Origin of the sequence: Stenotrophomonas sp. ESTM1D_MKCIP4_1 (assembly GCF_003086895.1) — a bacterium.
GTDB lineage: Bacteria > Pseudomonadota > Gammaproteobacteria > Xanthomonadales > Xanthomonadaceae > Stenotrophomonas.
Map to the genome: position 1 here is coordinate 1,089,543 of NZ_CP026004.1, position 24,279 is coordinate 1,113,821.

The window sequence follows — 24,279 nt, forward strand, 5'->3', positions numbered from 1 at the left end:
GACGGGCTCCCCCGCGCCTTGCCATCAGAAGCGGATGTCCGCGCTGAGCAGGAAGGTGCGCGGTGCACCCGGGGTGTAACGGTAGCCGCTCTTGTTGATGCTGGCCACGTACTGCTTGTCGAACAGGTTGTAGCCGTTCAAGCGCAGCGACACGTGATCGTTCACCGCCCACGAGACCATGGCGTCGTACACCGTGTAGGACTTGGTGAATGCCGGCGTGCCGACGGCGCCATCGGTGCCGCGGTGCATGCCGGCGGCATAGCGCACGCCGCCGCCCACGGTGATGCCATGCGGCAGCGCGTAGCTGGTCCAGCCGGTGAACGTATCGTCCGGGGTATAGACCAGGTTGTTGGTGCCATCGGCGGCCACCTTGGCACCATCCTTCACATCGGTGTTCAAGTGGCTGTAGCCAGCGCTGATCGACCAGTTCTCGGTCACGCGGCCCACGGCGGACAGCTCAACACCCTTCACCCGCTTGCTGCCGGTCTGGGTGGGGTTGCCGGCATCGTCCAGCACGGTGGTGTTGATTTCGTTTTCCACATCGGTCTGGAACAGCGCCAGGTTCACCGCCAGCGCATCCTCCATGAAGGCCCACTTGCTGCCCACCTCGAAGGTCTTGGCTTTCTGCGGGTCCAGCTTGGGGTTGTCGGCGCTGCTGGCCGAGCTGCTCAGCTGGAAGTTGGCACCGCCCGGCGGCTGCTGGGAAAGCGCGTAGTTGGTGTACACGCTGACCGTGTCACCCACCTTGTACAGCGCGCCCAGCTTCCAGTTCAGCAGGGTATCGGACGCGTCCAGCGTCGGGTTGCGCAGCACGGTGCCGGTGGGGTTGCTGCCACACACCGGGCCGCCACGGCCGCCACACACCGAGGCGCTGGCGTACTCGGTCTTGTAATGGTCGGCACGCACGCCTGCGGTCAGCAGGAAGCTCTCGCCGAAGGAGAGGGTGTCGAACAGGTAGATCGCCGAGGTGGTGGTCTTGCCGTGCGCATCGGCGCCGTTGTGCGCCCAGTTCAGGCCAGTGACATTCCAGTCCGGGTTGTACAGGTTGGCGGCCGGCCAGCTGGTGCCACCGGTCGCGGCCTGGCCGTAGCTGTCCAGTTCTTCGCGGGTGAATTCCAGGCCGGCGCTCAGGGCATGGCCCACCGCGCCGGTGGTGAAGTCCGCGCGCAGGTTCACCTGGTCGGTGAGGATCGTGTTGCGCTGGTCCTTGAAGGTCGGCAGGCTGCGCGCAATCGTGTAGGTCGCAAGGTCGGCCGGGTTGGTATAGGTGATGTTGCCGGTCGGACGTCCGTTCGCACCACGCACACCGGTACCCATGAAGGCGGTGAGCAGATAGTCCTGCTCGGTGCGGCCCCAGCGCGCGGTGTTGGTCAGGCGCACGCTGTCGTTGAAGTCGTGCTCGAACCGGAACGTGGCCATCTGCGCGGTCACGTCATCGTGGTCGGCACGGGTGCCGTAGAAGTTCTCCGGATCGACCGGGTGTCCGGCCAGCGCCTCCAGGGTCGGCTGCGGGGTCCAGCCCGGCAGGCCCAGGGTCGGCACGCCGCCGTCGGGCACGTTGTCCTGCTTCACATACAGCAGGTTGAGGTAGTAGCGGGTGGCGGTACCCAGGCCGAACGCGAGCGACGGCGCGATGCCCCAGCGCTTGTTCTGCACGTGGTCGCGGCCGGGCTGGTCGCTGTCCTGCCACATGCCGTTGATGCGCAGCGCGCTGGTGGCACCCAGCGACTGGTTCCAGTCGGCGGTGGTACGGCGTTGCTGGTCGCTGCCGAGCGAAACGCTGGCCGAGGTCGCGTCCTGCAGGTTGGCCTGCTTGCTGACCAGGTTGATGGCACCGGTCGGTGCCGAGCGGCCGTTGTCGGTACCGGCCGGGCCCTTGGTCACTTCCACCTGTTCGATGTTGAACACATCGCGCGAGATCGAGCCCAGGTCGCGCACACCGTCCACGTACAGGCTGTTGGAGGTGTCGAAGCCGCGCATGAACAGCGCGTCGCCGGTGGTGGTGTTGCCGTTCTCACCGGCATAGAAGGTGCCCACGCCGGGGCTGTTGCGCAGTGCCTCGGTGAGGGTGGTGGCGCCCTGCTGGTTGAACAGATCGCTGGTGATGACCTGGATGGTCTGCGGGGTGTCCTGCAGGCGCTGGGTGAACTTCGGCGAGGCCACCTTGTCGGCCTTGTAGCCGCGCGTGGCATGCACGTCGATCTTGTCGAGGGTGCGGGCGTTGTCGGTGGCGTCTGCCATGGCGACGGCGGGCAGCGCGGCCAGGCCGAGGCCGGCGGCCAGGCTGGCGGTGGCCAGGGGCAGGGAACGAAGCGGAGAGGCGTGCTTGCGGCTCTTGATCGAGGTCATGGGATGGGCTTTGCCAGGGGCAGGAAGGCCCCGTCGACGCGGCGGTCGGCAGGGCGGTTGGCGCGGGGGAATCCGGTACGAAAACGCGGGGGCTGCGCCGGTGCCGGCGCAGCGGCTCAGCTCAGCAGGGCTGGAGGTGCATGCGAGGGCGGCTGAAGACGGACCGCCAGGCGTACCGCTGCTGCGGCGCGCACAGGCAGGCGCAGGGTCTGTGGGCCCGACAGCGGGACGAGAAGGCACAGGCGGTTCAGCAGCGGCGGGCTGTCGTGGTGGCTGCCTTCCGGGCCGGATTCGATGCGCGGGGCCAAGGGCTCGGGTGGTGGCGATTCGCCGGCACGCCCACTGGCGTGTTCATCCAGCGCCGCTGCAGACGGGGACAGGGTTGCGTCCCCGGATACACGGCGGCCTTCCTGCAGCGCCGACCAACCCAGCCACAGTGCCAGCAGCGCGGCCACGAGCAGCGGCCACCCCTGACGGGCGAGCAGGCACAACGCGGCGATGGGTGCAGGCGAAGCCACGGTGCGGTCCGTTACAAACCGTTACGAATCAGGCGCGCAGGATAACACCAACGATAATGATTCGCATCTGCGAGTTTGGCAGTGGCGGCTGAGCGGTAAGCAGGGGTGCTGGGAGGGCGCTCAGAGGGCGCGGGTGGCCAATCTGTAGTAGATCCACCCTATCGGTGGATAACGGTCGGTGTGGGCGGGGGCAGGCGCTCGGGCCTGCCCACGCTCGGGTCACTCGCGGTCGTCGCGGGTCCAGATGGCGTCGTGTTCGCGCTTCACCGGGAACTTGGGCGCGGCGGTGTAGGCCGGGGCACACAGGGCGCGGCCATCACGCACATCAAAGCGCGCGCCGTGCAGCACGCACTCGATGCTGCCTTCGGCGGTGTTGAACTCGCCCGAGGACAGCTCGAATTCCTCGTGCGTGCACTGGTCTTCCAGCGCATACAGCTCGCCATCGAGGTTGAACACCACGATGGGCGTGCCGGTCACTTCATCGAACACGCTCTTCATTTCACCCGGCAGCAGCTCGGCGCCGGCGCAGACGAAGGTCCAGGCCTCGCTCATGCCGATGCCCCGGCCAGCGGCTTTTCCAGGATTTCAAAGCGCAGGTCGTCGCGCTTGGGGATGCCGAAGCGCTCGTCGCCATAAGGGAACGGCTTCTTGATGCCGGTGCGCTGGTAGCCGCGGCGCTCGTAGAAGGCGATCAGTTCGTCGCGCACGTCGATCACCGTCATCTGCATGACCGGCACGTTCCACTCGCGCGCGGCATGGGCTTCGGCCGCCTCCATCAGCTGCTTGCCGACGCCACCGCCCTGCTGGGCCGGGTCGACCGAGAACATGCCGAAGTAGCCCTTGCCATCGACATCGGCAACGTGGGCGCAGGCGACGATGCGGCCCTCGCGCTCAGCCAGCAGGATGGTCGAGCGCGGGCGATCCAGGTCGCCCTGGATGCCCTCGGCATCGATGCGCGCGCCGTCCAGCAGGTCGGCCTCGGTGGTCCAGCCGGCACGGCTGGCGTCGCCGCGGTAGGCCGAGGTGACCAGGGTGATCAGGGCGGGGATGTCGGCCGACGTGGCGGCACGGAAAGTCAGGGTGCTCATGCCGCCATTCTAGGTGGGGCAGGGGCGCCCGCAAAATGGTGCGGGATAATGGGACGGGGTCGGATCCCTTTCGCAGCGCGAAAGGGCTCTGGCCCCATCCCTGCGAAAACGGCGGCACTATGGGAACGTGGATCCAGGGAGGATCTTGAGGGCATGACCATGCGATTCGACGCTGTTGTCTCTGTTCGCTTCCTGTCGAGCGCCGAGGGTGGGAGGCAGGGTGACATCGTGGGGCAGGTATACGCCTGCCCGCTGTTCGTGGCGGGCCGTGCACTTGATTGCCGCCTGCTGCTGCGGGAAGGACGCGCCGTGCTTGGGGAGAGCTACGAACTTCCCGTTGCGTTTCTATCCCCGGAGGAGGCGCTTGCCGTGGCGAACGTGGGCGCGGATGTCTCGCTGTGGGAGGGAAAGACGATTGCGCGCGGCCGGGTTCTGCACGTGATGGGGTCAGAGCCCTTTCGCGGTGCGAAAGGGATCTGACCCCAGCTGGATTCAGGCCAGTGCCGCCATCGCTTCGGCCTCGGATTTCAGGCCGTTGAGGAAGAACCTGCGCAGCATGGCGTCGGGCATTGCCCGCAGGGCCAGGTTGCGCAGGTGGAACGACCAGGCCTTGGCCGGCACGAAGGCCGGGGCCAGGCGGCGGCTGCGCTGCTGCAGGCGCAGGACCGTCGGCCGCAGGCGCTGGTCATGCCGTTCCAGTGCGGCGGCAATGGCTTCGGCCTGCGGCAGGTCCGCCCCCCGTTGCAGTTCCTGCGCGAGCACGCTGGCCGAGGCCAGGGCCATGCCGGCGCCCTGGCCGGAGATCAGCGACAGGCTGTGCGCGGCATCGCCCATCAGCAGCACGCGCCCGGTGTGCCAGCGCGGCAGGGTGACCAGGGCGAGATCGTCGATGACCACCGGGCTGTCGCTGGCCGCGTGCTGCAGGCCGTAGCTCACGAAGCGGTTGCTGCGTGCGGTGACCTGCTGCAGCAACGGCACGCGCGCCGGGCTGGCTACTTCACCGCAGTCCTCGCTGCGCCACACATGCAGCGCGGCCAGCCGGCCGTGCCCGAGTGCGTAGTACTCGCTCTGCAGCGCCGGTTCGGGGTAGGAGACGAACTGCTCGGCCAGCTGCTGCGGGTCGTCGATCTCATACGACGAATAGCGGTAGCCCAGTGGCTGCAACGCCTGGGCATCGGCGGCGAACAGCTGCTGGCGCAGCCACGAATGCACGCCATCGGCGGCCAGCAGCAGATCGGCATGCAGCACGCTGCCGTCGTCGAGGGTGGCCTGCACGGCATGCGCGTCCTGGGCGACGGCGGTGATGCGCTGGCCGAAGCGCACCTCGACCGTGTCGGCTACGCGCTGGTACAGGGTGCGCACCAGATCGCCGCGGCGCAGGGTGATCCACTGCATGTCGCGCAGCAGGGTGCGGTAATCCATGCGCAGGATCTCGCGGTCGTTGCGGTCGCGGTACACGTGCAGGCCCATGTCGGGGAAGGCGACGGCCTGCAGTGCATCGACCAGGTCCATCTGCCGCGCCGTGGCCAGGCCGGGGCCGGACAGCCCCAGCATGTGGCCGCCATCGCGCAGGCCGGGTGCCTGTTCGATCACCGTGCAGCGCCAGCCGATGCGCTGCAGCCACCAGGCGGCGGCCAGGCCGGCGATACCGGCGCCGCTGATCAGCGCGTGTGGGGTGTGTGTGGCCATGCTCAGAACTCCAGGCCGAGGGTCATGCCGACGGTGCGGCCCAGCGCCGGCTGCGCGTAATAGCCCAGCGGGCCGCCGTTGAAGGCGTAGGTGCGGTAGGGGCGGTCGCCAAGGTTGTGCGCGTACACGGCCACTTCCCAGCCGGCGCGCGGCTGCCAGGCCAGGCTGGCATCGACCACGCTGTAGGCCGACTGGTGCAGCAGGTTGGCGGTATCGAAGTAATGGCTGCCCATGTGGCGCACGGCCAGGCGCGGGCGCCACTGGCCGATGCTGCTGTCCAGCGTGCCTTCCAGCGCGAGGTCACCGCTGAACGACGGTGCGAACGGCACGTCGTTGCCCTGGCAGTCACCGCAGCCGATCGGGTCGGCGTAGCGGCGGAAGGTGGCGTCGTTGAACTGCAGCGCCGCGCTCAGCCGCCACTGCGGCACGAACTGCCACTGCACATCCGCATCCAGGCCACGCGAGCGGGTGTCGCCGACGTTGGCCAGGTGGCCGTAGCCGACCTCGTTGGTGCTGTACAGCTGCGCATCGCGCAGCTCGATCTGGTACAGCGCCACGCTGCCGCTGACCGTGCCGGCCTGCACGCGCGCGCCCAGCTCCAGGCTGGTGGAGCGCTCACGGCCATAGGCTTCCGCGTCGGCCAGGCTGGTGGGCGCCAGGTTGAAGCCGCCGGGCTTGTAGCCCTGCGACACCCGCGCGTACAGGCGCCAGGCATCGCTGGCCTGGAAGCCGAGGGCCACGCGGCCGAGCACGTGGTCACCCTCGGTGCGTGCGCTGCCGGCAAACGGCAGCGGCTGCAGCGCGCTGAAGTCGAGGGCATAGCCGTTGAACTGCGTGCGCGCACGGTCGCGCGAGGCGCGCAGGCCGCCGGACAGGTCCCAGCGCGGCGTCATGTGCCAGGTCACATCGGCGTAGGCGGCCTGGCCAACGCTGTGGTTGTCCGAATGCGATTGCACTGCATCGACGCCGTACATCGGCAGGAAATTGCGGTAGTCGCGCGCCTGCGTGCTGTCTTGCCGGTACAGCCCGAACACGCCGTCCCACGCGCGGTCGGTGCCCTGCGAGGCCAGGCGCAGTTCCTGCGTGTTCTGCCGCCACTGCTCGGGCTGCACCGAGAAATACGGGCCGGAGGCGAACGAGCGCTCGATGTCGATGGTCTGCCAGCCGCCGGTCGCGCTCAGCTGCCACTGGCCGATGTCCATGCGCACGCCCAGCGAACTGCTGTTGCCGCAACGGCGCTGGTGGAAGCCGGCGTACTCGGCAGGCGTGCCCGGCGACAGGAAGATGTCACGCGCGCCCGGATCATCGAACGGCACGTAGGCATCCTGGCTGCTGGTGCTGCAGTCGCGCGCGAAGGTCGCGTCGGCCGACCACGCCGCACCGCCCGGGGCCAGCCGCAGGCGCAGCTTGCCGGCGTCGGTTTTGGTGCCGCCCTGGTGATCCTGGCCGGTCACCGGGTTGTGCAGGTTGCCCGGCGCATCGTTGTGCAGTAGCGCGATGTCGGCCTGCAGCAGATCGGCCTTCAACGGCGCATTGGCATCGACCTGCAGCAGCTCGCCACCACGGCTGGAGACGCCCGCGCGCAGGCGCAGGTGCGCGGTGTCATCGGCGGGCGCGCTGATGACGTTGATGATGCCCCCCTGCGCGCTCTTGCCGTACAGCGTGCCCTGCGGGCCCTTCAGCAGCTCCACGCGCTCGGCGCCGAGCAGGGCCTGGCTGGCGAACACCGGCAGCTGCGGAATGCCATCGACGTAGACGGTGAGGGCCGGGTTGTAGAAGTCCTGCGCCGAGGTGATGCCGCGCACGCTGAAGATCGGGAACAGCAGCGAGCCGCTGGAGGAGGCCTGCACACCGGGCAGCAGGCGGGCCAGATCCAATGTGTCGTGCACCTGCGCGGCCTGCAGCTGGCTGCGCTCGACCACATGGACGCTGCCATCGACGCTGGCCAATGACTGTTCGCGCTTGCTGGCGCTGACTACGACACTGGGCAGGTCGGTGGCTGGTGCATCCAGGGTCGTGGACTCGGCGAGGGCGGTGCTGGACAGCGCCAGGCCGAGGGCCAGGGCAAGCGGCGCGCGGACGGCATGGATTGTGGGCATTGGGGGAAGTCTCTAGGATGCAAATGGGAACTATTCCCAAATAAGCGTCCTCCTGCTGTCGTTCGCGCGCCCCGATGCGCGGTTTCCGGAACAAATCACCATGTCCCTCGATCACGATCCCGCGCTTCCTGCCGTGCACGCCCATCCGCTGTCCCCGGTGGTGCAGTTGCCGGAGGACTGGTCGCGGCTGCTGCAGGTGCATGACGATCTGGGCGACATCACCTTGGCCTGCTGGCAGGGGCGGCCGCAGCGTGACCTGGAAGTGACCGCGCAGGGGCCGGTGATGTTCTGCATCGGCATCTTCCTGGAAGGTCAGGCGTGGATGGCGCTCGATGGCGGCCCGCCACTGCAGGCTGGGCCCGGTACCGCCGTGGTGCAGACCGCGCAGCGACCGGTGTCCGGCAGCTTCGGCATGCGCGGTGGCAATGCCATCCGCCTGGTCGATATCCGTTTCACCCTGGAAGGCCTGGAGCGTGCCGGCGGGCGACCGTTGCTGGCCCTGCAGGGCGGTTTCCTGCAGGACTGCAGCGTGCCGGGCTCGGACAGCCTGATGGGCGGTTTCCCGGCGCCGCCGGAGCTGCTGCGGGTGGCCACCGATGTGCTGGGCTGCCGCTTCGAGGACGACGTGGTGCGCACGCTGTACCTGCGCGCGAAGGCGCTGGAGGCGTTGGCCATCGTGCTGGGCCAACTGCAGGCCGCGGGCCAGGGGCCTGCACGTGTTGCCGCGCGCGAGCGGCAGCGGGTGCTGCAGGCGCGCGCGCTGCTGGATGCACGCTTCGGCGAGGAGTGGCCGCTGGAGCGGCTGGCGCGCGAGGTCGGGCTGGGCGAGAAGCGCCTGCAGGCCGGTTTCCGCGCGCTGGTGGGAACGTCGGTGCATGGCCACCTGCGCGAAGTGCGGCTGCAGGCTGCGGGCAGGATGCTTCACGGCGGACGCAGCGTTACCGACACCGCACTGGCGGTGGGGTTCTCCAGCCTGAGTCATTTCAGCAAGGCGTTCCGCACGCAGATGGGCTGTACCCCGCGCGCATGGCAGCGCGGGGAAGGCGCGGGGCCGGAGCCGGGGTCAGATCCCTTTCGCAATGCGAAAGGGCTCTGACCCCATCTACCTACCCCGCGTCAGGCAGTAGCCCGACTGTCGCGCGCGCGGCGCTCGCAGATGCTGGGGTCAGAGCCCTTTGCGCAGCAAAGGGCTCTGACCCCTTCGCTTCCGGAAACGCCAATGCCTCGCCCGCGTCGTATCGATGCACCCGGCTACCCACAGCACGTCATCCAACGTGGCAACAACCGTCAGGCAGTCTTCTTCAGCAGCACTGATCCTGCGCTGTATCTGGGTCTGCTTCGCGATCGTGCGATCGACCATCACTGCCGCATCCACGCCTATGTGCTGATGGGCAACCACGTCCACCTGCTGGTGACACCGGATGCGCCCGGTGGCTTGTCAGGAATGATGCAGGCGGTGAACCGTGCCTACGTTCGACGTGTGAACGAACGGCAGCAGCGCACGGGAACCCTGTGGGAAGGGCGCTTCCATTCCACGTTGGTGGATACGGATCGCTATCTGCTGGCCTGCCAGCGCTACATCGAGCTCAACCCGGTACGGGCGGGAATGGTGGCGCATGCCGGGGACTATCGCTGGTCAAGCTACCGCGCGAATGCGCAGGGCAGGGCGAATGCATTGCTCGTGCCGCATTCGGCGTTCGAGCTGATTGCCACCGATGCGGATGAACGGCGCAGGCGCTATGCGGAGTTCATCGAGCAGGGTATTCCTGCGCAGGATCTCGCATCGATACGGAAGGCCGTGCAGTCGCAGCGGCGGTTCGCGGGGACGCTGTTGGGGTCAGAGCCCTTTCGCGGTGCGAAAGGGATCTGACCCCGGTCTGAGGCTCTACTGGGGTCAGAGCCCCTCGCTGCGCGAAGGGATCTGACCCCGACTTGCCCCGCTGCGTGGCCTCAGCCCAGCAGCTTGCGCACCTTGGTCAGTGCGGTCATGAAGCGTTCGATCTCGGCGTGCGTGTTGTAGAACGCCAGCGAGGCACGGCAGGTGGCGGCGACGCCGTAGTACTGCAGCAGCGGGTGCGCGCAGTGCTGGCCCGAACGCACGGCCACGCCTTCCAGGTCGAGCAGGGTGGCCAGGTCGTGGGCGTGCGCGCCGTCGATCAGGAAGGACACCACGGCGGCCTTCTCAGGCGCTTCGCCGAGGATGCGCAGGCCATCGACCTTGCGCAGTTCTTCAGTGAAGTGCGCCAGCAGTTCGGCCTCGCGCGCTTCCACGTGCTCCAGGCCCAGGCCCTGCAGGTAATCCACGGCCACGCCCAGGCCGATGAAGCCGGCGATGTTCGGGGTGCCGGCTTCGAACTTGTGCGGGGCGTCGTTGAACACAGTGCCGTCGAAGCTGACTTCCTTGATCATCTCGCCACCGCCGAGGAACGGCGGCATCGCGTCGAGATGCTCGCGACGTGCCCACAGCACACCGGTGCCGGTCGGACCGCACATCTTGTGGCCGGTGATGGCGTAGAAGTCGCAGCCGATCGAAGCCACGTCGACCTTGCGGTGCGGCACGGCCTGCGAACCATCGACGACGGTGACGATGCCGCGCTTGCGCGCTTCACGGCAGATCTCGCGCACGGGGTTGACCGTGCCCAGCACGTTGGAGACGTGGGCCACGGCCAGCAGCTTGACCTCGGGAGTCATCGCCTTGCGCAGCGCGTCAAGGTCCAGCGCGCCATCGGGGGTGATCTCGGCAACGCGGATGGTCGCGCCGGTGCGCTGGGCAACCAGCTGCCACGGCACGATGTTGGCATGGTGCTCCATGCGCGAGACCAGGATGACATCACCGGCCTTCAGCCGCGGCAGCGCCCACGAGTACGCCACCAGATTGATGGCGAAGGTGGTGCCGCTGCACAGCACCAGCTCGTTGCTGCGCACGTTGAGGAAGCGCGCAAGCTTGTTGCGCGCGCCCTCGTAGGCGTCGGTGGCCTCGGTGCCCAGCGCGTGCACGGCACGGCTGACGTTGGCGTTGTAGCGGCGGTAGAACTCGTCCACCGCGCCGATCACCTGCACCGGCTTCTGGCCGGTGTTGGCGTTGTCGAAATACACCAGCGGCTTGCCGTGCACTTCGCGCATCAGCAGCGGGAAGTCGAGGCGGACGCGGTCCCAGTCCGGCGTGCCGGCAGGGGTTTCGATCGGGCGCGGCGTGGACAGGTTCATGCCACACCTGCCTCGGCCAGGGCCTTGTCCAGGCGGCGCGCCAGCTGCTCGCGCAGGGCGTCGGGCAGCACCTTCAGCGGCTCGTGGCAGAACGCGGCGCTCAGCAGTGCCTGTGCCTGCGGCTGCGGCAGGCCGCGCGAACGCAGGTAGAACAGCGCGTTGGCATCGAGCTGGCCGACGGTGGCGCCGTGGGCGGCCTTCACTTCGTCGGCGTCGATCACCAGCACCGGCTGGGTGTCGATTTCGGCGTCGGCCGACAGCAGCAGGTTCTTGTTGGACAGGTTCGCGTCGGTGCCGTCGGCGCCTTCGCGGATCTGGATGCCACCATGGAACACCACGCGGCTGCGGTTGGCCGCCACGCCGCGCCACAGCAGCTCGCTGCTGGTATCGCGCGCGATGTGGTCGATGCCCAGGCGGGTATCGACGTGGCGGCGGCCATTGCCGAGCAGCACGCCGTTGGCGGTCAGCTGGGCGTTGTCACCTTCCAGGCGCACGTTCAGTTCGTGGCGGCTGAGTGCGGCACCGAGTTCCAGGTCGACGCGGTGGTACTGGGCATCGCGTGCCAGCACCGCATCGGTACGCAGGAAGCTGGTCTGGCGTGCGCTGCCGGCCTGCACGCGGGCGTGCTTGAGCACGGCATCGCGGGCGACGTGGGCATGCAGCACGGTGTTGTCCAGGTGCGCCGAGTCGCCCACGCTGAAGCGGTGCTCGACCACGCCCAGGCTGGCGCCGGCACGCAGTTCGATCAGGTGGCGGTGGTGCCAGGCCAGGTCGGTCTCGCCGGCGACGCTGGCGAACACCAGCTGCAGCGGCGCCTCGACCTGCACGCCTTCGTCCACGCGCAGCACCACGCCTTCATCGGCCAGCGCGGCATTCAGGCGGGCGAACACTTCGTCGCTGCGCTCGTAGCGGCGGCCGAGGAAACGCGCGGCATCCTCACCGGCGGCCAGCGCCGAGGACAGCGGTTCCAGCTGCACGCCGGCCGGCAGGCCGTGGGTGTCGCTCAGTGCGTCGCTGAGGCGGCCGTTGACGAACACCAGGCGCGGCGCCGGGATGTCGTCCAGCACGCCCGCATCCAGCACCGGCGGCGACAGCGGTGCAGCGGCGAAGGCACGACGCTCCAGCTGACGCAGCGAGGTGTACTTCCAGGCTTCGCTGCGGGCGGCCGGCAGGCCATCGCGCAGCACCGTGTCGAGCACTTCGCGGCGCGCATCGCTGCCGCAGAAGGCCTGGGCCATCGAGTCGAGCAGGGCGCTCATCAGACCGCCGCCTCGCGCACCACGCGATCCTTGAGGAAATCGTAGCCGTGCGCTTCCAGCTCCAGGGCCAGTTCCGGGCCACCGGTCTTGACGATGCGGCCATCGGCCAGCACGTGCACCACGTCCGGCTTGATGTAGTCCAGCAGGCGCTGGTAGTGGGTGATGACCAGGAACGAACGGTCGGCTGCGCGCAGCGCGTTGACGCCGTCGGCCACGCTCTTCAGCGCGTCGATGTCCAGGCCCGAATCGGTTTCGTCGAGGATCGCCAGCTTCGGCTCGAGCACGGCCAGCTGGAAGATCTCGTTGCGCTTCTTCTCGCCACCGGAGAAGCCTTCGTTGACGCCACGGTGCAGCAGTTCGTCCTTCAGGTGCAGCACGGCCAGCTTCTGCCGCACCAGCTTCAGGAACTGCATGGAATCCAGTTCATCCTGGCCGCGCGCCTTGCGCTGGGCATTCAGGGCCGCGCGCAGGAAGTAGGTGTTGTTCACGCCCGGGATTTCCACCGGGTACTGGAAGGCCAGGAACAGGCCGGCGGCGGCGCGCGCTTCCGGGTCCTGGTCGAGCAGGTCGCTGCCTTCGAACTGCACGCTGCCTTCGGTCACTTCATAGCCGTCACGGCCGGCCAGGACATTGCCCAGGGTGGACTTGCCGGCGCCGTTGGGGCCCATGATGGCGTGCACCTGACCGGGCTTCACTTCCAGCGACAGGCCCTTGAGGATTTCCTTGTCGCCGATGCGGGCGTGGAGGTTTTCGATCTTCAGCATGGTGGGGATTTCCGTGGGGCGGGCCGCGGCCCGCCGATAAAGAGAATGCGTTTGCGAGGGGCAGGGGCGGGCGGTCAGCCCACCGAACCTTCCAGCGAGACTTCCAGCAGCTTCTTGGCTTCAACCGCGAATTCCATCGGCAGTTCGCGGAACACCTGCTTGCAGAAGCCGTCGACGATCATCGACACCGCGTCTTCCTGGCTGATGCCACGGGCGCGGCAGTAGAACAGCTGGTCGTCGGAAATCTTGGAGGTGGTGGCCTCGTGCTCGACGGTGGCGCCCGGGTTCTTCACCTCGATGTAGGGGAAGGTGTGGGCACCGCACTGCTTGCCGATCAGCAGCGAATCGCACTGGGTGTAGTTGCGCGCGCCATCGGCATTGCGGTCGACCTTCACCAGGCCGCGGTAGGTGTTCTGGCCACGGCCGGCGCTGATGCCCTTGCTGACGATCTTGCTCTTGGTGCGCTTGCCGACGTGGATCATCTTGGTGCCGGTGTCGGCCTGCTGGCGGTGATGGGTCAGGGCCACCGAGTGGAACTCGCCCACCGAGTCGTCGCCCAGCAGCACGCAGGAGGGGTACTTCCAGGTGATGGCCGAACCGGTCTCGACCTGGGTCCAGGTGACCTTGCTGCGCGCGCCACGGCATTCGGCACGCTTGGTGACGAAGTTGTAGATGCCGCCGACGCCGTTCTCGTCGCCCGGGTACCAGTTCTGCACGGTGGAGTACTTGATCTCCGCATCTTCCAGCGCCACCAGCTCGACCACCGCGGCGTGCAGCTGGTTCTCATCGCGCATCGGCGCGGTGCAGCCTTCCAGGTAGGACACGTAGGCCTTGTCCTCGCACACGATGAGGGTGCGCTCGAACTGGCCGGTGTGGCCGGCGTTGATGCGGAAGTAGGTGCTCAGTTCCATCGGGCAACGCACGCCCTTGGGAATGAACACGAAGCTGCCATCGGAGAACACCGCCGAGTTGAGCGCGGCGAAGTAGTTGTCGCCCACCGGCACCACGGTGCCCAGGTACTGGCGCACCAGTTCCGGGTGTTCCTTGATGGCCTCGGACATCGAGCAGAAGATGATGCCCTTCTCGGCCAGTTCCTTGCGGAAGGTGGTACCGACGGACACCGAGTCGAACACCGCGTCCACCGCCACGCCGGCCAGCTTGGCGCGCTCGTGCAGCGGCACGCCCAGCTTGTCGTAGGTATCGAGCAGTTCCTTGGGCACGTCATCCAGCGAGGCGTACTTCGGGCCCTTCGGCGCGGAGTAATAGCTGAGCGCCTGCAGGTCGATCGGGGCGATCTGCAGCTTGGCCCAGTTCGGCATCGGCATGGTCAGGAAGTGGCGGTAGGCGTCCAGGCGCCACTGCGTCATCCACTCCGGCTCTTCCTTCTTCGCCGACAGGGCGCGGATGGTGTCCTCGTCCAGGCCCGGCGGCAGGGAATCCGATTCGATCTCGGTGATGAAGCCAGCCGAATACTTGCGGCCGAGCTGCTCATGGATCTCGCGGTTGGGGGTGTCGTCGTGGGCGACGGTTTCGATGGTTTCGGTGGCCATGGGGGGCTGCCTACGGATCAGGAGACGACGTCGACAGCGATGGTGCGGCGCTGTTCGTCATCGACAAGGGGAAGGGGGGGCAGGATCTGGGCGAGGGTGACATCGCGCAGGGCCTCGGAGACCACGTCGTTGATCAGCCGCCAGCTGCTGCGCGCGCCGCACTTGGGCGCCATGCCGCACTGGTGGTGGTCGTGGCTGCATTCGGTCAGGGCCAGCGGCCCCTCCATCGCTTCAACCACTTCAAAGAGCGAGATCTCGATGGACGGACGGGTCAGCCGGTAGCCGCCGCGGACACCGCGCAGGCCTTCAACCAGGCCGGCCTGGGCCAGCGGCTTGAGCACCTTGCTGACGGTGGGCGGCTCCAGACCGGTGAATTCGGCCAGCTCGGTCGCGCTCAGCACGTCGCCCGGGCGGGCGGCGAGCACGGTCAGCACGACGGTGGCGTAATCGGTGAGTTTGGTGACGCGCAACATGGGGGATGCGAGTGGTTCTTAAAGCGGACTGAAATTGTACGCTTTTCTTCGCCGGCATCCAACCCGTGCATTCAGGCTGCGCTTGGGGGCGGTCATCGGCCGGCCGGGATCAACACACCGGGGCAGCGGGGCCGACATGCTGGGGCATGGGAGTTGTTTTCGCAATCACCCGGAATGGGTGAGAATCAGGGTTCCTTTCGCTGCAGACCTCCCTTGCCGATGCCCAAGAAGATCCAAGCCCGCAAGTCCGCCATCCATGGCAACGGCGTGTTCGCCGTCGCCCCGATCAAGCAGGGCGAGCGCGTGATCCAGTACAAGGGCCTGCTGCGCAGCCACGGCGATGTCGATGCCGACGACAGCGGTGACGTGGAAAGTGGTCATACCTTCCTGTTCACCCTCAACGACGACTGGGTGATCGACGCCAACTACAAGGGCAACGACGCACGCTGGATCAACCACAGCTGCGACCCGAACTGCGAAGCGGTGATCGAGGAAGACGAGGACGGCGACAGCCGCGGCGACAAGGTCTTCATCGAAGCGCTGCGTGACATCCAGGCCGGCGAAGAGCTGACCTACAACTACGGCATCGTGCTGGCCGAGCGCCACACGGCCAAGCTGAAGAAGATCTGGGAGTGCCGCTGCGGTTCGCCCAAGTGCACCGGCACGATGCTACAGCCCAAGCGCTGAGCGGTTTTGGGTAGTGCCGGCCGCTGGCCGGCATGGGCGTGACTGCGATGCCGGCCAGCGGCCGGCACTACCCTGCGGTTCTGCACCTGCCGTGCACGGCCGGGTCACCGCCGTGCAATGGCCGCTGGCCCACCCTGTCCGCTCCCTTTCCCGGAGCACACGACATGGCACAGCGTCTGAGCGGCAAGCAGGTCGCCATCCTCGCCACCCACGGCTTTGAACAGTCCGAGCTGATCGAACCCAAGCGCCTGCTGGAAGAGCAGGGCGCCATCGTTACCGTCGTTTCCCCGGCCAAGGAAGCCAGCATCAAGGGCTGGAAGGACAAGGACTGGGGCGGTGTGGTGGCCGTGGATCTGCCGCTGGCCGAGGCCGATGCGGGGCGCTTCGATGCCCTCGTGCTGCCGGGCGGCGTCATCAATCCGGACACCCTGCGCACCGACGAAGCGGCGCTGGGCTTCATCCGCAGCTTGGCCGGGGCAGGCAAGCCGGTGGCTGCCATCTGCCATGGCCCCTGGCTGCTGATCAACAGCGGGCTGGCGAAGGGGCGGGAGGTAACGTCGTGGCCATCGCTGCAGCAGGATCTGGCCAATGCTGGCGCACATTGGCGCGATGCCGAGGTGGTGGTGGATGGCAACCTGATCACCAGCCGCAAGCCGGACGACATTCCAGCCTTCAGCGAGGCGGTGGCGAACGCGCTGGCCGCGTGATGCGATGCCGGTAGTGCCGGCCGCTGGCCGGCAGATGCGGTGACCGGGTTGCCGGCCAGCGGCCGGCACTACCCTTACTTGCCGAGAAGGCCGGCCGGCACCAGGTTGCCCAGATTCTGGTTGAAGGTGACCACCAGCTTGCCGTTCTTCACCTGCGCCGACTGCACCTGCAGCGCGCCGAGCACGCCGGCCACAGCCGGATCCAGCTTGTAGATGGGTTCGCGGCGCGCGTAGTCGCTCAGCGCGGCGTTGAGCAGGGCGCGGGTACGCGAATCAAGGCGACCGCCCTGGCTGGCCGGGGTGAAGTCATCCACGGTGGGTTCCTGCAGGTGGAAGCCCTGGGTCTGCGCGTCGTAGCGCAGGCCGCTGCTGAGCTTCACCTTGCCGAGGTTGGTCGGGTTGCCGCCGGCAGTGGCCAAGGCCAGATCCATGCCCAGGTTGAGGCGCTCGCCGGCGGGCAGGGTCAGCTGCGGGTGGCTCATGGTCAGCGCGATCAGTCCGCCCAGCGCATCCTGGGTGCGCGGGAAGCTGCCATCCAGGTACTGCTGCACATCGCTGGCGCCGACGGCCAGTTCGCGCCCGGAAATCGAAGGCGCCGCCTGCGCGCCGATCGCTGCGGCGATCAGTACGGTGGACGCGGCAAGACGGGTCATCAGGGAACGCAGGCGCATGGCGGTGACCGGGGATGAAAGAAGGCTACAGAGTAGCTTTGCCCGCTGAATCGTGCGTGGATGCCGCGGCAGCGGTTCAGTCCAGCGTTGGCTGCAGCTGGGCGGAGTGGATCTGCCAGCCCTGGCCATCGGCACGCGGCTGCACCCGGTACCAGCCGTGGTAGCGGAACTGCCCCTTGCTGGTGGTGGCGCGGATGCGCACCGGTACCTCCAGCAGGCGGGGCGGCTGCTGCTGGTCACGGGGCAGGGGTGTCTGAGCGTCAAGGCGCAGGGTGTGCACGTCCGGCAGCAGGCGCAACGCCGCATCGTCGGCCCGGCGTGCGTCGGGCGGGGCCAGCGCCCAGGCCGCATCGATACCGGCCTTGTTACCGTTCAGCAGGTCCAGCACATAACGGTTGAGCAGACGCGAGGGTGTTTCGGCATCCACGGCGACGGCGCCGTACAACGGGTCGATGCCGGACGCAGCGAGCGCGGGTGTTTCGCGGGTCGCGGCCGGGGCGCGGCCGGCATCGGTTGCCGGGCCATCGTTGGGCGGCATCGCGGCGGCAGTGTCGGGCGGACCTGGGTTGGAGCAGCCCAGCACGGTCAATGACGCCATCAACAACAGAGCACTGCGCATGTCTGCCTCCTCCCCGAGGCGACGTGGGAAGCGGCAGTGTATCGGCAGCGCCGGGATCAGCGCGAGGCGGGCAGCTGTTCCAGCAGTTCCAGGGCGGGCAGCACCTGGGACGCCACGGCGGCCAGCGCATGGCCATCGGTATCGGCGTGGCGCTGCACGATGTCGCGCAGCAGCTGGCTGGCGACCACCAGCGTGGCGCGCTCGTCGCCGCTCAGGCCTGCCGTACGCGGCGCGCTTTCCAGCAGGCGCATCAGATCGCGGCTGGCACGGTGTTCCAGTTCGATGGTGCAGCGCCCGGTGCACGGGTGCCCGTCCTTTTCGATCGGGGTCACCGAGATCCGGTAGCGGGTGGAGGGGCTGGCCATGAGGGGACGCTCGCCTGGGTGTGAGGGGATGTGCCCACCATAGGCAAGGCGGTGACCGGCCGCGACGGCCGGGGCTGCACGCAGTGTTCCACCCGGTCCGTTTCCGCCAGTGAAAAACAGGGCCACAGCCAATGCTGGCGCGGCTGTCGCCGGGGATGATGCGGACGCGGAAACGCTGTGTTGCGGATTGCCCCTGGGGCGGCGCATCCACGCAGGGCGTGGATCCGGGAGTCGGTCAAAAAAAACGGGACGGCCTGCGCCGTCCCGTCGGAAGCTGCTGTTGGGCGCGCGCTTAGAGCGCAGCGTCCTTGAGCTTCTTCAGCGGGCGCACCTTCAGCTTGGTGGTGGCCGGCTTGGCAGCGAACCACTGCTCTTCCTTGGTGAACGGGTTGATGCCCTTGCGCTTCGGCTTGGCCGGCACATTGACGGTGGAGATCTTCAGCAGGCCCGGCAGGGTGAAGGAGCCAGCGCCCTTCTTGTGCACCGAGGAAGCGACAGCGCTTTCCAGCGAGGCCAGCACCGCGCGCACGTCCTTGGCGACAACGCCGGACGCTTCAGCGATGTGTGCAACCAGGCCCGACTTGGTCAGCACTTCCTTGATCGGCTTCGGAGCGGCCGGCTTGGCGGCAGCCTTCGTCGCGACTTTCTTCACTGCCTTTTTCGGGGCAGCCTTCTTAGCGGTCTTTGCCATGGTTTCCTGTTCCGTGAACGGTTGGTTGTGTGGTCGGCGCCGAACCCCGTCGGCAAGCGCAATGTAGGGCAACTCTCGAGCGCCGCCAATAGCCCGGAGCGCTGAAAGTGCATGTTTTTTCATATCCAGGCCGATTCAGTACATGTCCGGAAGCGGCGAAACAGCTGCTGCGCTGCACTGCGCAATACCGGTCGCCGTTGCCATGGAATGCGCGAAACCCCTGAAAACAAGGGAAAAATCCGCCGCGCACTGGCGAGGAAGTGTCCACCGGCCAGGCCCGGGACAGCGGCACGCCCTGCGGCGGAGCGACGCAGGGCTAACGCGTTCCGTGCGAAGGTGACCGTTCATCACCGCCACGCAGGAGCAGCACATGGGAATCTCGCGACAGGCCACCGCGCACTGGGAAGGGGACCTCAAGTCGGGCAAGGGCCAGTTGAGCACGCCGCAGAGCGGGCTGCTGGACAAGACCCGCTATGGCTTCAACAGCCGGTTTGGCGACGAGAAGGGCACCAACCCGGAAGAACTGATCGCCGCTGCGCACGCCGGCTGTTTCACCATGGCGCTGTCGGCCAAGCTGGGCGATGCCGGGTTTACACCGACCTCGCTGGATACCGAAGCCAAGGTCGATCTGTCGATGGAAGGTGGCCCGCAGCTGTCGCAGATCCGGCTGAAGGTGAAGGCCGTGGTGCCCGGCATTGACGCCGCGCAGTTCCGTGCGATTGCCGATGACGCCAAGCAGAACTGCCCGGTGTCCAAGGCACTGAGCGCGGTGCCGATCAGCCTGGAAGCCGAGCTGGGCTGAGGGTAGTGCCGGCCGCTGGCCGGCAATCGAGGCAACAGGTAGTGCCGACCGCTGGCCGGCAACCGAATGATGCAGAGGTCCAGGTAGCAGCCGGCCAGCGGCCGGCTCTACCCCCCCAGCGCAATCACCAATCAATGGTCCCGGCAATCACCGTCTGCACCTGGCCGCCGGACCACACCTCGCCGGCCTCATCCACGCGCAGGGTCAGCCGCGCATCGTGGCCGGCCTCGCGGCCCTGGCTGACTTCATACGGCTCGCTGCCGCGCGGAAGCGCGCCGCGCAGGTCCAGCCAGGCAGCCAGCACGGCGTTGGCCGCACCGGACGCGGCATCCTCGAAGCGCCGTCCGTTGCCGACGAAGGCGCGCACGGCCAGATCGAACCCTTCGCTGCCATCGCTGAACGCATAGGCGAACACCCCCATGCTGTCGGTCGATTCGGCCAGGGTGGCGACCGCATCCCAGTCCGGCTGCAGTGCACGCAGCGCGGCTTCATCGGCGACCTGTACCACCCACCAGCTGCGGCCGCCCTGCATGCGTGCCGGTGGCAGCTCGCCCAGCGGCCAGCCGTTCAATGCCGCCTGCAGGCGCGGGTCGTCGGCGCGTGCGGTTTCGGCCAGCTGCGCACGCGGGGTGCGGATGGCGATGCGCTGCCCGGCGCCTTCGCCGATCACCTGCAGCGGCAGCGCACCGGCGATGCCGTCCTGCACCAGCACGCCATCGACCGCCTTGGCCAGACCCGCGTGCAGCACCGCATGGGCGGTGCCGACACTGGGATGGCCCGCGAAGGGCACCTCTTTCTGCGGGCTGAACATGCGCAGGCGGTAGCTGCTGCCTGCGCTCTGCGGAGCGAAGACGAACGTGGTTTCCGGCAGCCGGGTCCAGCGGGCGATGGCCTGCATGGTGGTGTCGTCCAGACCCTCGGCGTCCAGCACCACGGCCAGCGGGTTGCCGGCGCCGGCGCGCGGGGAGAACACATCCAGTTGCAGGAAACGGCGTGCGGACATCGGGGGGAACTCCTGATTCAAATATTGCGCAGCTTAGCGCGCCGTTGTAGAGCCGAGCCCATGCTCGGCTGTGTCGGAGCATGAGAAGAAGCAGCCGAGCGTTGGCTCGGCGCTACCTCCAATGGATGCTGCCGTCGATGACCGGCTGTACCTGGCCGCCGATCCACACCGTGCCTCCGGCTTCCACCCGTACGTGGACGCGACCGTCGCGGCCGACTTCGCGGCCTTGGCTGGCCACATACGCGTCGCTGCCGCCGGGCAGGGCGCCCCGTTCACGCAGCCAGGCGCCAATCAGCGCGTTGGCGCTGCCGGTCACCGGGTCCTCGGGTACGTTCACCGCGTCGCCGGGGCAGAACGCGCGCACCACCCGGGCATGCTCTGCTGCCGCTTCATCGGCGAACACCGCCACGCCGGTTGCACCGGTCGCATTGGTCCAGTCGCGCAGGGCGGCCATGTCAGGGGCCAGGCCGCGCACGGCAGCGGCATCACGCAGCGGCAGCAGCCACCAGCGCGGGCCGTTGTCCCACAGTTCGGGTGCGTGGCCGCTGGCGGCCAGGTCCAGCAGGGGGGCCGGCACCGGGCCGGGCGCGGTGGGCAGGTGGCGGGCCGGTGGGCTGGCCAGTTCGATGGTCGGTGCATCGGCCGGGCCGCTCACCCGCACCGGCAGCAGGCCGGCGGCGCATTGTTGGACCAGCGCGCCGCCCTCGCGTGGTGTGGCCAGGCCGCAGGTCACCGCTGCCCAGGCCGCGCCAACACTGGGGTGGCCGGCGAACGGCAGCTCGCTGCCCGGGGTAAAGATGCGGATGTGGTAATCCGCGCCGGGGGCGCTGGGCTGCAGGAAGAACACCGTCTCGGACAGGTTCAGCCAGGCGGCCAGCGCCTGCATGCGCTCGCCGGACAGCCCGTCGGCGCCCAGCACCACGCCCAGCGGGTTGCCGGTACCGGGCTGGTGGGCGAAGACATCAAGCTGCAGGTAACGGAAGGCGGCCATCGGCGGGTCCATTGGGCTTAGAATCGAAGGTTCCGCCCCCTCGGGCGGCTTCCCCACATTACACATAGCCTATCCATGTCAGTTTCCCCTCTTGTCGATCGTTGGATCGTACTGAAGTTCGGCGGCACCTCGGTGTCGCGTCGCCACCGCTGGGACACGATCGGGAAACTGGCTAAAAAACGCGCGGAAGAGACCGGTTCGCGCGTGCTGGTGGTCGTCTCGGCGCTGTCCGGGGTCACCAACGAACTGACCGCGATCGCCGATGGCGCACCGGACAGCCGCGATCGCGTGGCGGCCCTGGTGGAACGCCATGAGGGCTTCCTGGCCGAGCTCGGCCTGGGCCGCGAGGTGCTGGCTGAACGCCTGGCCGCCCTGCAGGGCCTGCTTGATGACCCGCGCGCGGCCAACCGTCCGCTGGAATGGCAGGCCGAAGTGCTGGGCCAGGGCGAACTGCTGTCCTCGACCCTGGGCGCGGCCTACCTGCACGCCTCGGGCCTGGACATGGGCTGGATGGACGCCCGCCAGTGGCTGGATGCGATGCCGCCGCAGCCGAACCAGAGCGAGTGGTCGCAGCGCCTGTCGGTGAACTGCCAGTGGCGTGCCGATGCGGACTGGATGCAGCGCTTCCGCGCCCAGCCGACCCGCCTGCTGATCACCCAGGGCTTCATTTCCCGCCACGCCGATGGCGGTACCGCCATCCTCGGCCGCGGTGGTTCGGATACCTCGGCGGCGTACTTCGGTGCGCTGCTGGGCGCCAGCCGCGTGGAAATCTGGACCGACGTGCCGGGCATGTTCAGCGCCAATCCCAAGGACGTGCCCGACGCGCGCCTGCTGACCCGCCTGGACTATTACGAAGCACAGGAAATCGCCACCACCGGCGCCAAGGTGCTGCACCCGCGTTCGATCAAGCCGTGCCGCGATGCCGGCGTGCCGATGGCCATCCTCGATACCGAGCGCCCGGAACTGCCGGGCACCAGCATCGACGGCAGCGCTGCCCCGGTGCCGGGCGTGAAGGCGATCAGCCGCCGCAACGGCATCGTGCTGGTGTCGATGGAAGGCATCGGCATGTGGCAGCAGGTCGGCTTCCTGGCCGATGTGTTCGGCCTGTTCAAGAAGCACGGCCTGTCGGTGGACCTGATCGGTTCGGCCGAAACCAACGTCACCGTGTCGCTGGACCCGTCCGAGAACCTGGTCAACACCGATGTGCTGGCCGCGCTGTCGGCTGATCTTTCGCAGATCTGCAAGGTGAAGGTGATCGTGCCCTGCGCGGCCATCACCCTGGTCGGCCGTGGCATGCGTTCGCTGCTGCACAAGCTGTCGGACGTGTGGGCCACCTTCGGCCGCGAGCGCGTGCACATGATCTCGCAGTCGTCCAACGACCTGAACCTGACCTTCGTCATCGACGAGGCCGATGCCGATGGCCTGCTGCCGATCCTGCACGCCGAGCTGATCGACAGCGGCGCGATGCCGGTGGAAGAAACCGAAGTGTTTGGCCCGCGCTGGCGCGAAATTGCTGGTACCGTGCGCCCGCGTGGTACGCCGTGGTGGCGTGGCCAGCGTGCGCACCTGCTGCAGCTGGCCGATGCCGGTACGCCGCGCTACGTCTACCACCTGCCCACCGTGCGCGCCCGTGCGCGTGCGCTGGCGGCGATCAAGCCGATCGACCAGCGTTACTACGCGATCAAGGCCAACAGCCACCCGGCCATCCTGCAGTTGCTGGAAGCCGAAGGGTTCGGCCTGGAATGCGTCTCGCACGGCGAACTGAAGCATGTGTTCCAGCACCTGCCGGAACTGTCGCCCAAGCGCGTGCTGTTCACCCCCAGTTTCTGCCCGCGCGGCGAATACGAGGCCGCGTTCGCGCTCGGCGTCACCGTCACCGTGGACAACGTGGATGCGCTGCAGCGCTGGCCGGACCTGTTCCGCAACCGTGAGCTGTGGCTGCGCGTGGATCTGGGCCGTGGCGAAGGTCACCATGCCAAGGTGCGTACCGGCGGCAAGGATTCCAAGTTCGGCCTGCCGATCGCCCGCGTGGATGAGTTCGTGCGCGTGGCCACCGAGCTGGGCACCCGCGTGGTCGGCCTGCACGCGCACCTGGGCAGCGGCGTGGAAACCGCACAGCACTGGCGCCTGATGTGCGATGAGCTGGCCGGATTCGCCCGCCGCATCGGCAGCGTGCAGACCATCGACATCGGCGGCGGCCTGCCGATTCCGTACAGCGAGGAAGACGAGCCGTTCGACCTGGATGCCTGGGCCGAGGGCCTGGCGGAGGTCAAGGCGCTGCATCCGGCGTTCCGTCTGGCCATCGAACCGGGTCGCTATCTGGTGGCCGAATCGGGCGTGCTGCTGACCCACGCCACCCAGGTGGTGGAAAAGGACGGCGTGCGCCGCGTCGGCCTGGACGCCGGCATGAACACGCTGATGCGCCCGGCCCTGTACGACGCCTGGCATGACATCGAGAACCTGAGCCGCCAGGGCGGGTATGCCGAGGCGGCATTCGATGTGGTGGGTCCGATCTGCGAATCCAGCGATGTGTTCGGCAAGCGCCGCAAGCTGCCGGTGTCCACCGCACCGGACGACGTGATGCTGATCGCCGATGCCGGTGCCTACGGCTATGTGATGTCCAATACCTACAACCAGCGGGCGATGCCGCGCGAAGACGTGATCGAGTGATCGCGACCCGCGCGCTGCACCCGCCCACCGACACGCCCCGCGCCCATGCGCGGGCCGTGCCTGACCGTGCTTGAACT

24 protein-coding genes are annotated in these 24,279 nt (G+C 68.0%); 7 read left to right on the plus strand and 17 right to left on the minus strand.

Translation table 11 applies throughout. The features are described from left to right. Positions 1-24 precede the first annotated feature (24 nt). The 4 genes from C1924_RS05135 to C1924_RS05150 form a co-directional block, all read right to left on the minus strand. Positions 25-2,349 (minus strand): catecholate siderophore receptor Fiu, encoded by a 2,325-nt coding sequence (locus C1924_RS05135; protein WP_108764323.1) that lies wholly within the window; start codon positions 2,347-2,349, stop codon positions 25-27. 116 nt (positions 2,350-2,465) lie between these two features. After that, the gene (locus C1924_RS05140) at positions 2,466-2,867 is read right to left on the minus strand and encodes a hypothetical protein (RefSeq protein ID WP_108764324.1); all 402 of its coding nucleotides are present in this window, start codon (positions 2,865-2,867) and stop codon (positions 2,466-2,468) included. Positions 2,868-3,086: 219 nt separating this feature from the next. After that, the gene (locus C1924_RS05145; protein ID WP_079220947.1) at positions 3,087-3,419 is read right to left on the minus strand and encodes a non-heme iron oxygenase ferredoxin subunit; all 333 of its coding nucleotides are present in this window, start codon (positions 3,417-3,419) and stop codon (positions 3,087-3,089) included. Then, a complete protein-coding gene (locus tag C1924_RS05150; RefSeq protein ID WP_108764325.1) occupies positions 3,416-3,955 on the minus strand; it encodes a GNAT family N-acetyltransferase in 540 nt (179 codons plus the stop codon). The genes C1924_RS05145 and C1924_RS05150 overlap by 4 nt, the downstream gene beginning before the upstream one ends. 153 nt (positions 3,956-4,108) lie before the next feature. On the opposite strand from C1924_RS05150, the gene C1924_RS05155 reads away from it, so the two are divergent. Further along, the gene (locus C1924_RS05155; RefSeq protein ID WP_108764326.1) at positions 4,109-4,435 is read left to right on the plus strand and encodes a hypothetical protein; all 327 of its coding nucleotides are present in this window, start codon (positions 4,109-4,111) and stop codon (positions 4,433-4,435) included. Between the two features lie 12 nt (positions 4,436-4,447). Here the strand turns inward: C1924_RS05155 and C1924_RS05160 are convergent, their stop codons facing one another. Further along, complete coding sequence (locus C1924_RS05160; RefSeq protein ID WP_108764327.1) at positions 4,448-5,644, minus strand: FAD-dependent monooxygenase; 1,197 nt, start codon at positions 5,642-5,644, stop codon at positions 4,448-4,450. 2 nt (positions 5,645-5,646) lie between these two features. Then, entirely contained in the window at positions 5,647-7,743 is a 2,097-nt protein-coding gene (locus C1924_RS05165; RefSeq protein WP_108764328.1) for a TonB-dependent receptor, read from the minus strand. Positions 7,744-7,843: 100 nt separating this feature from the next. On the opposite strand from C1924_RS05165, the gene C1924_RS05170 reads away from it, so the two are divergent. Then, positions 7,844-8,839: an AraC family transcriptional regulator gene (locus C1924_RS05170; RefSeq protein ID WP_108764329.1), complete on the plus strand. Its 996-nt coding sequence runs from the start codon at positions 7,844-7,846 to the stop codon at positions 8,837-8,839. 123 nt (positions 8,840-8,962) lie between these two features. Then, positions 8,963-9,613, plus strand: coding sequence for a transposase (locus C1924_RS05175; RefSeq protein WP_108764330.1), 651 nt, complete (start codon positions 8,963-8,965; stop codon positions 9,611-9,613). Positions 9,614-9,693: 80 nt separating this feature from the next. Here C1924_RS05175 and C1924_RS05180 read toward each other — a convergent pair whose 3' ends face one another. From C1924_RS05180 to C1924_RS05200, 5 genes are all read right to left on the minus strand, one after another. After that, entirely contained in the window at positions 9,694-10,950 is a 1,257-nt protein-coding gene (locus C1924_RS05180; protein ID WP_108764331.1) for a cysteine desulfurase, read from the minus strand. Continuing rightward, positions 10,947-12,209: a Fe-S cluster assembly protein SufD gene (sufD, locus tag C1924_RS05185; protein ID WP_108764332.1), complete on the minus strand. Its 1,263-nt coding sequence runs from the start codon at positions 12,207-12,209 to the stop codon at positions 10,947-10,949. The genes C1924_RS05180 and sufD overlap by 4 nt, the downstream gene beginning before the upstream one ends. Further along, entirely contained in the window at positions 12,209-12,973 is a 765-nt protein-coding gene (gene sufC, locus C1924_RS05190; RefSeq protein WP_108764333.1) for a Fe-S cluster assembly ATPase SufC, read from the minus strand. The genes sufD and sufC overlap by 1 nt, the downstream gene beginning before the upstream one ends. 74 nt (positions 12,974-13,047) lie before the next feature. Then, the gene (sufB, locus tag C1924_RS05195; protein WP_079220956.1) at positions 13,048-14,523 is read right to left on the minus strand and encodes a Fe-S cluster assembly protein SufB; all 1,476 of its coding nucleotides are present in this window, start codon (positions 14,521-14,523) and stop codon (positions 13,048-13,050) included. A 17-nt stretch (positions 14,524-14,540) separates the two neighbouring features. Beyond that, a complete protein-coding gene (locus C1924_RS05200) occupies positions 14,541-14,996 on the minus strand; it encodes an SUF system Fe-S cluster assembly regulator (protein ID WP_108764334.1) in 456 nt (151 codons plus the stop codon). 219 nt (positions 14,997-15,215) lie between these two features. Here C1924_RS05200 and C1924_RS05205 point away from each other — a divergent pair, with 219 nt between their 5' ends. After that, the gene (locus C1924_RS05205; protein ID WP_108764335.1) at positions 15,216-15,683 is read left to right on the plus strand and encodes an SET domain-containing protein-lysine N-methyltransferase; all 468 of its coding nucleotides are present in this window, start codon (positions 15,216-15,218) and stop codon (positions 15,681-15,683) included. 164 nt (positions 15,684-15,847) lie between these two features. After that, complete coding sequence (locus C1924_RS05210; RefSeq protein ID WP_108764336.1) at positions 15,848-16,390, plus strand: type 1 glutamine amidotransferase domain-containing protein; 543 nt, start codon at positions 15,848-15,850, stop codon at positions 16,388-16,390. A 74-nt stretch (positions 16,391-16,464) separates the two neighbouring features. Here C1924_RS05210 and C1924_RS05215 read toward each other — a convergent pair whose 3' ends face one another. From C1924_RS05215 to C1924_RS05230, 4 genes are all read right to left on the minus strand, one after another. Further along, on the minus strand, positions 16,465-17,061 hold the full coding sequence (locus C1924_RS05215) for a DUF1439 domain-containing protein (RefSeq protein ID WP_108764337.1): 597 nt from the start codon (positions 17,059-17,061) through the stop codon (positions 16,465-16,467). A 76-nt stretch (positions 17,062-17,137) separates the two neighbouring features. Further along, the gene (locus tag C1924_RS05220) at positions 17,138-17,680 is read right to left on the minus strand and encodes a hypothetical protein (protein ID WP_108764338.1); all 543 of its coding nucleotides are present in this window, start codon (positions 17,678-17,680) and stop codon (positions 17,138-17,140) included. 56 nt (positions 17,681-17,736) lie between these two features. Then, positions 17,737-18,045 (minus strand): DUF3861 family protein, encoded by a 309-nt coding sequence (locus tag C1924_RS05225; RefSeq protein ID WP_108764339.1) that lies wholly within the window; start codon positions 18,043-18,045, stop codon positions 17,737-17,739. 292 nt (positions 18,046-18,337) lie between these two features. Continuing rightward, positions 18,338-18,736: an HU family DNA-binding protein gene (locus tag C1924_RS05230; protein WP_108748848.1), complete on the minus strand. Its 399-nt coding sequence runs from the start codon at positions 18,734-18,736 to the stop codon at positions 18,338-18,340. 370 nt (positions 18,737-19,106) lie between these two features. Between C1924_RS05230 and C1924_RS05235 the strand changes: the two genes are divergently transcribed. Beyond that, positions 19,107-19,538, plus strand: a complete 432-nt coding sequence (locus tag C1924_RS05235) for an OsmC family protein (RefSeq protein ID WP_108764340.1) — start codon at positions 19,107-19,109, stop codon at positions 19,536-19,538. 124 nt (positions 19,539-19,662) lie between these two features. On the opposite strand, the gene C1924_RS05240 is transcribed toward C1924_RS05235, so the two are convergent. Beyond that, complete coding sequence (locus C1924_RS05240; protein WP_108764341.1) at positions 19,663-20,541, minus strand: PhzF family phenazine biosynthesis protein; 879 nt, start codon at positions 20,539-20,541, stop codon at positions 19,663-19,665. Between the two features lie 112 nt (positions 20,542-20,653). Beyond that, a complete protein-coding gene (locus C1924_RS05245) occupies positions 20,654-21,532 on the minus strand; it encodes a PhzF family phenazine biosynthesis protein (RefSeq protein WP_108764342.1) in 879 nt (292 codons plus the stop codon). 75 nt (positions 21,533-21,607) lie between these two features. On the opposite strand from C1924_RS05245, the gene C1924_RS05250 reads away from it, so the two are divergent. Further along, positions 21,608-24,202, plus strand: coding sequence for a bifunctional aspartate kinase/diaminopimelate decarboxylase (locus C1924_RS05250; RefSeq protein WP_108764343.1), 2,595 nt, complete (start codon positions 21,608-21,610; stop codon positions 24,200-24,202). Positions 24,203-24,279: the final 77 nt, after the last annotated feature.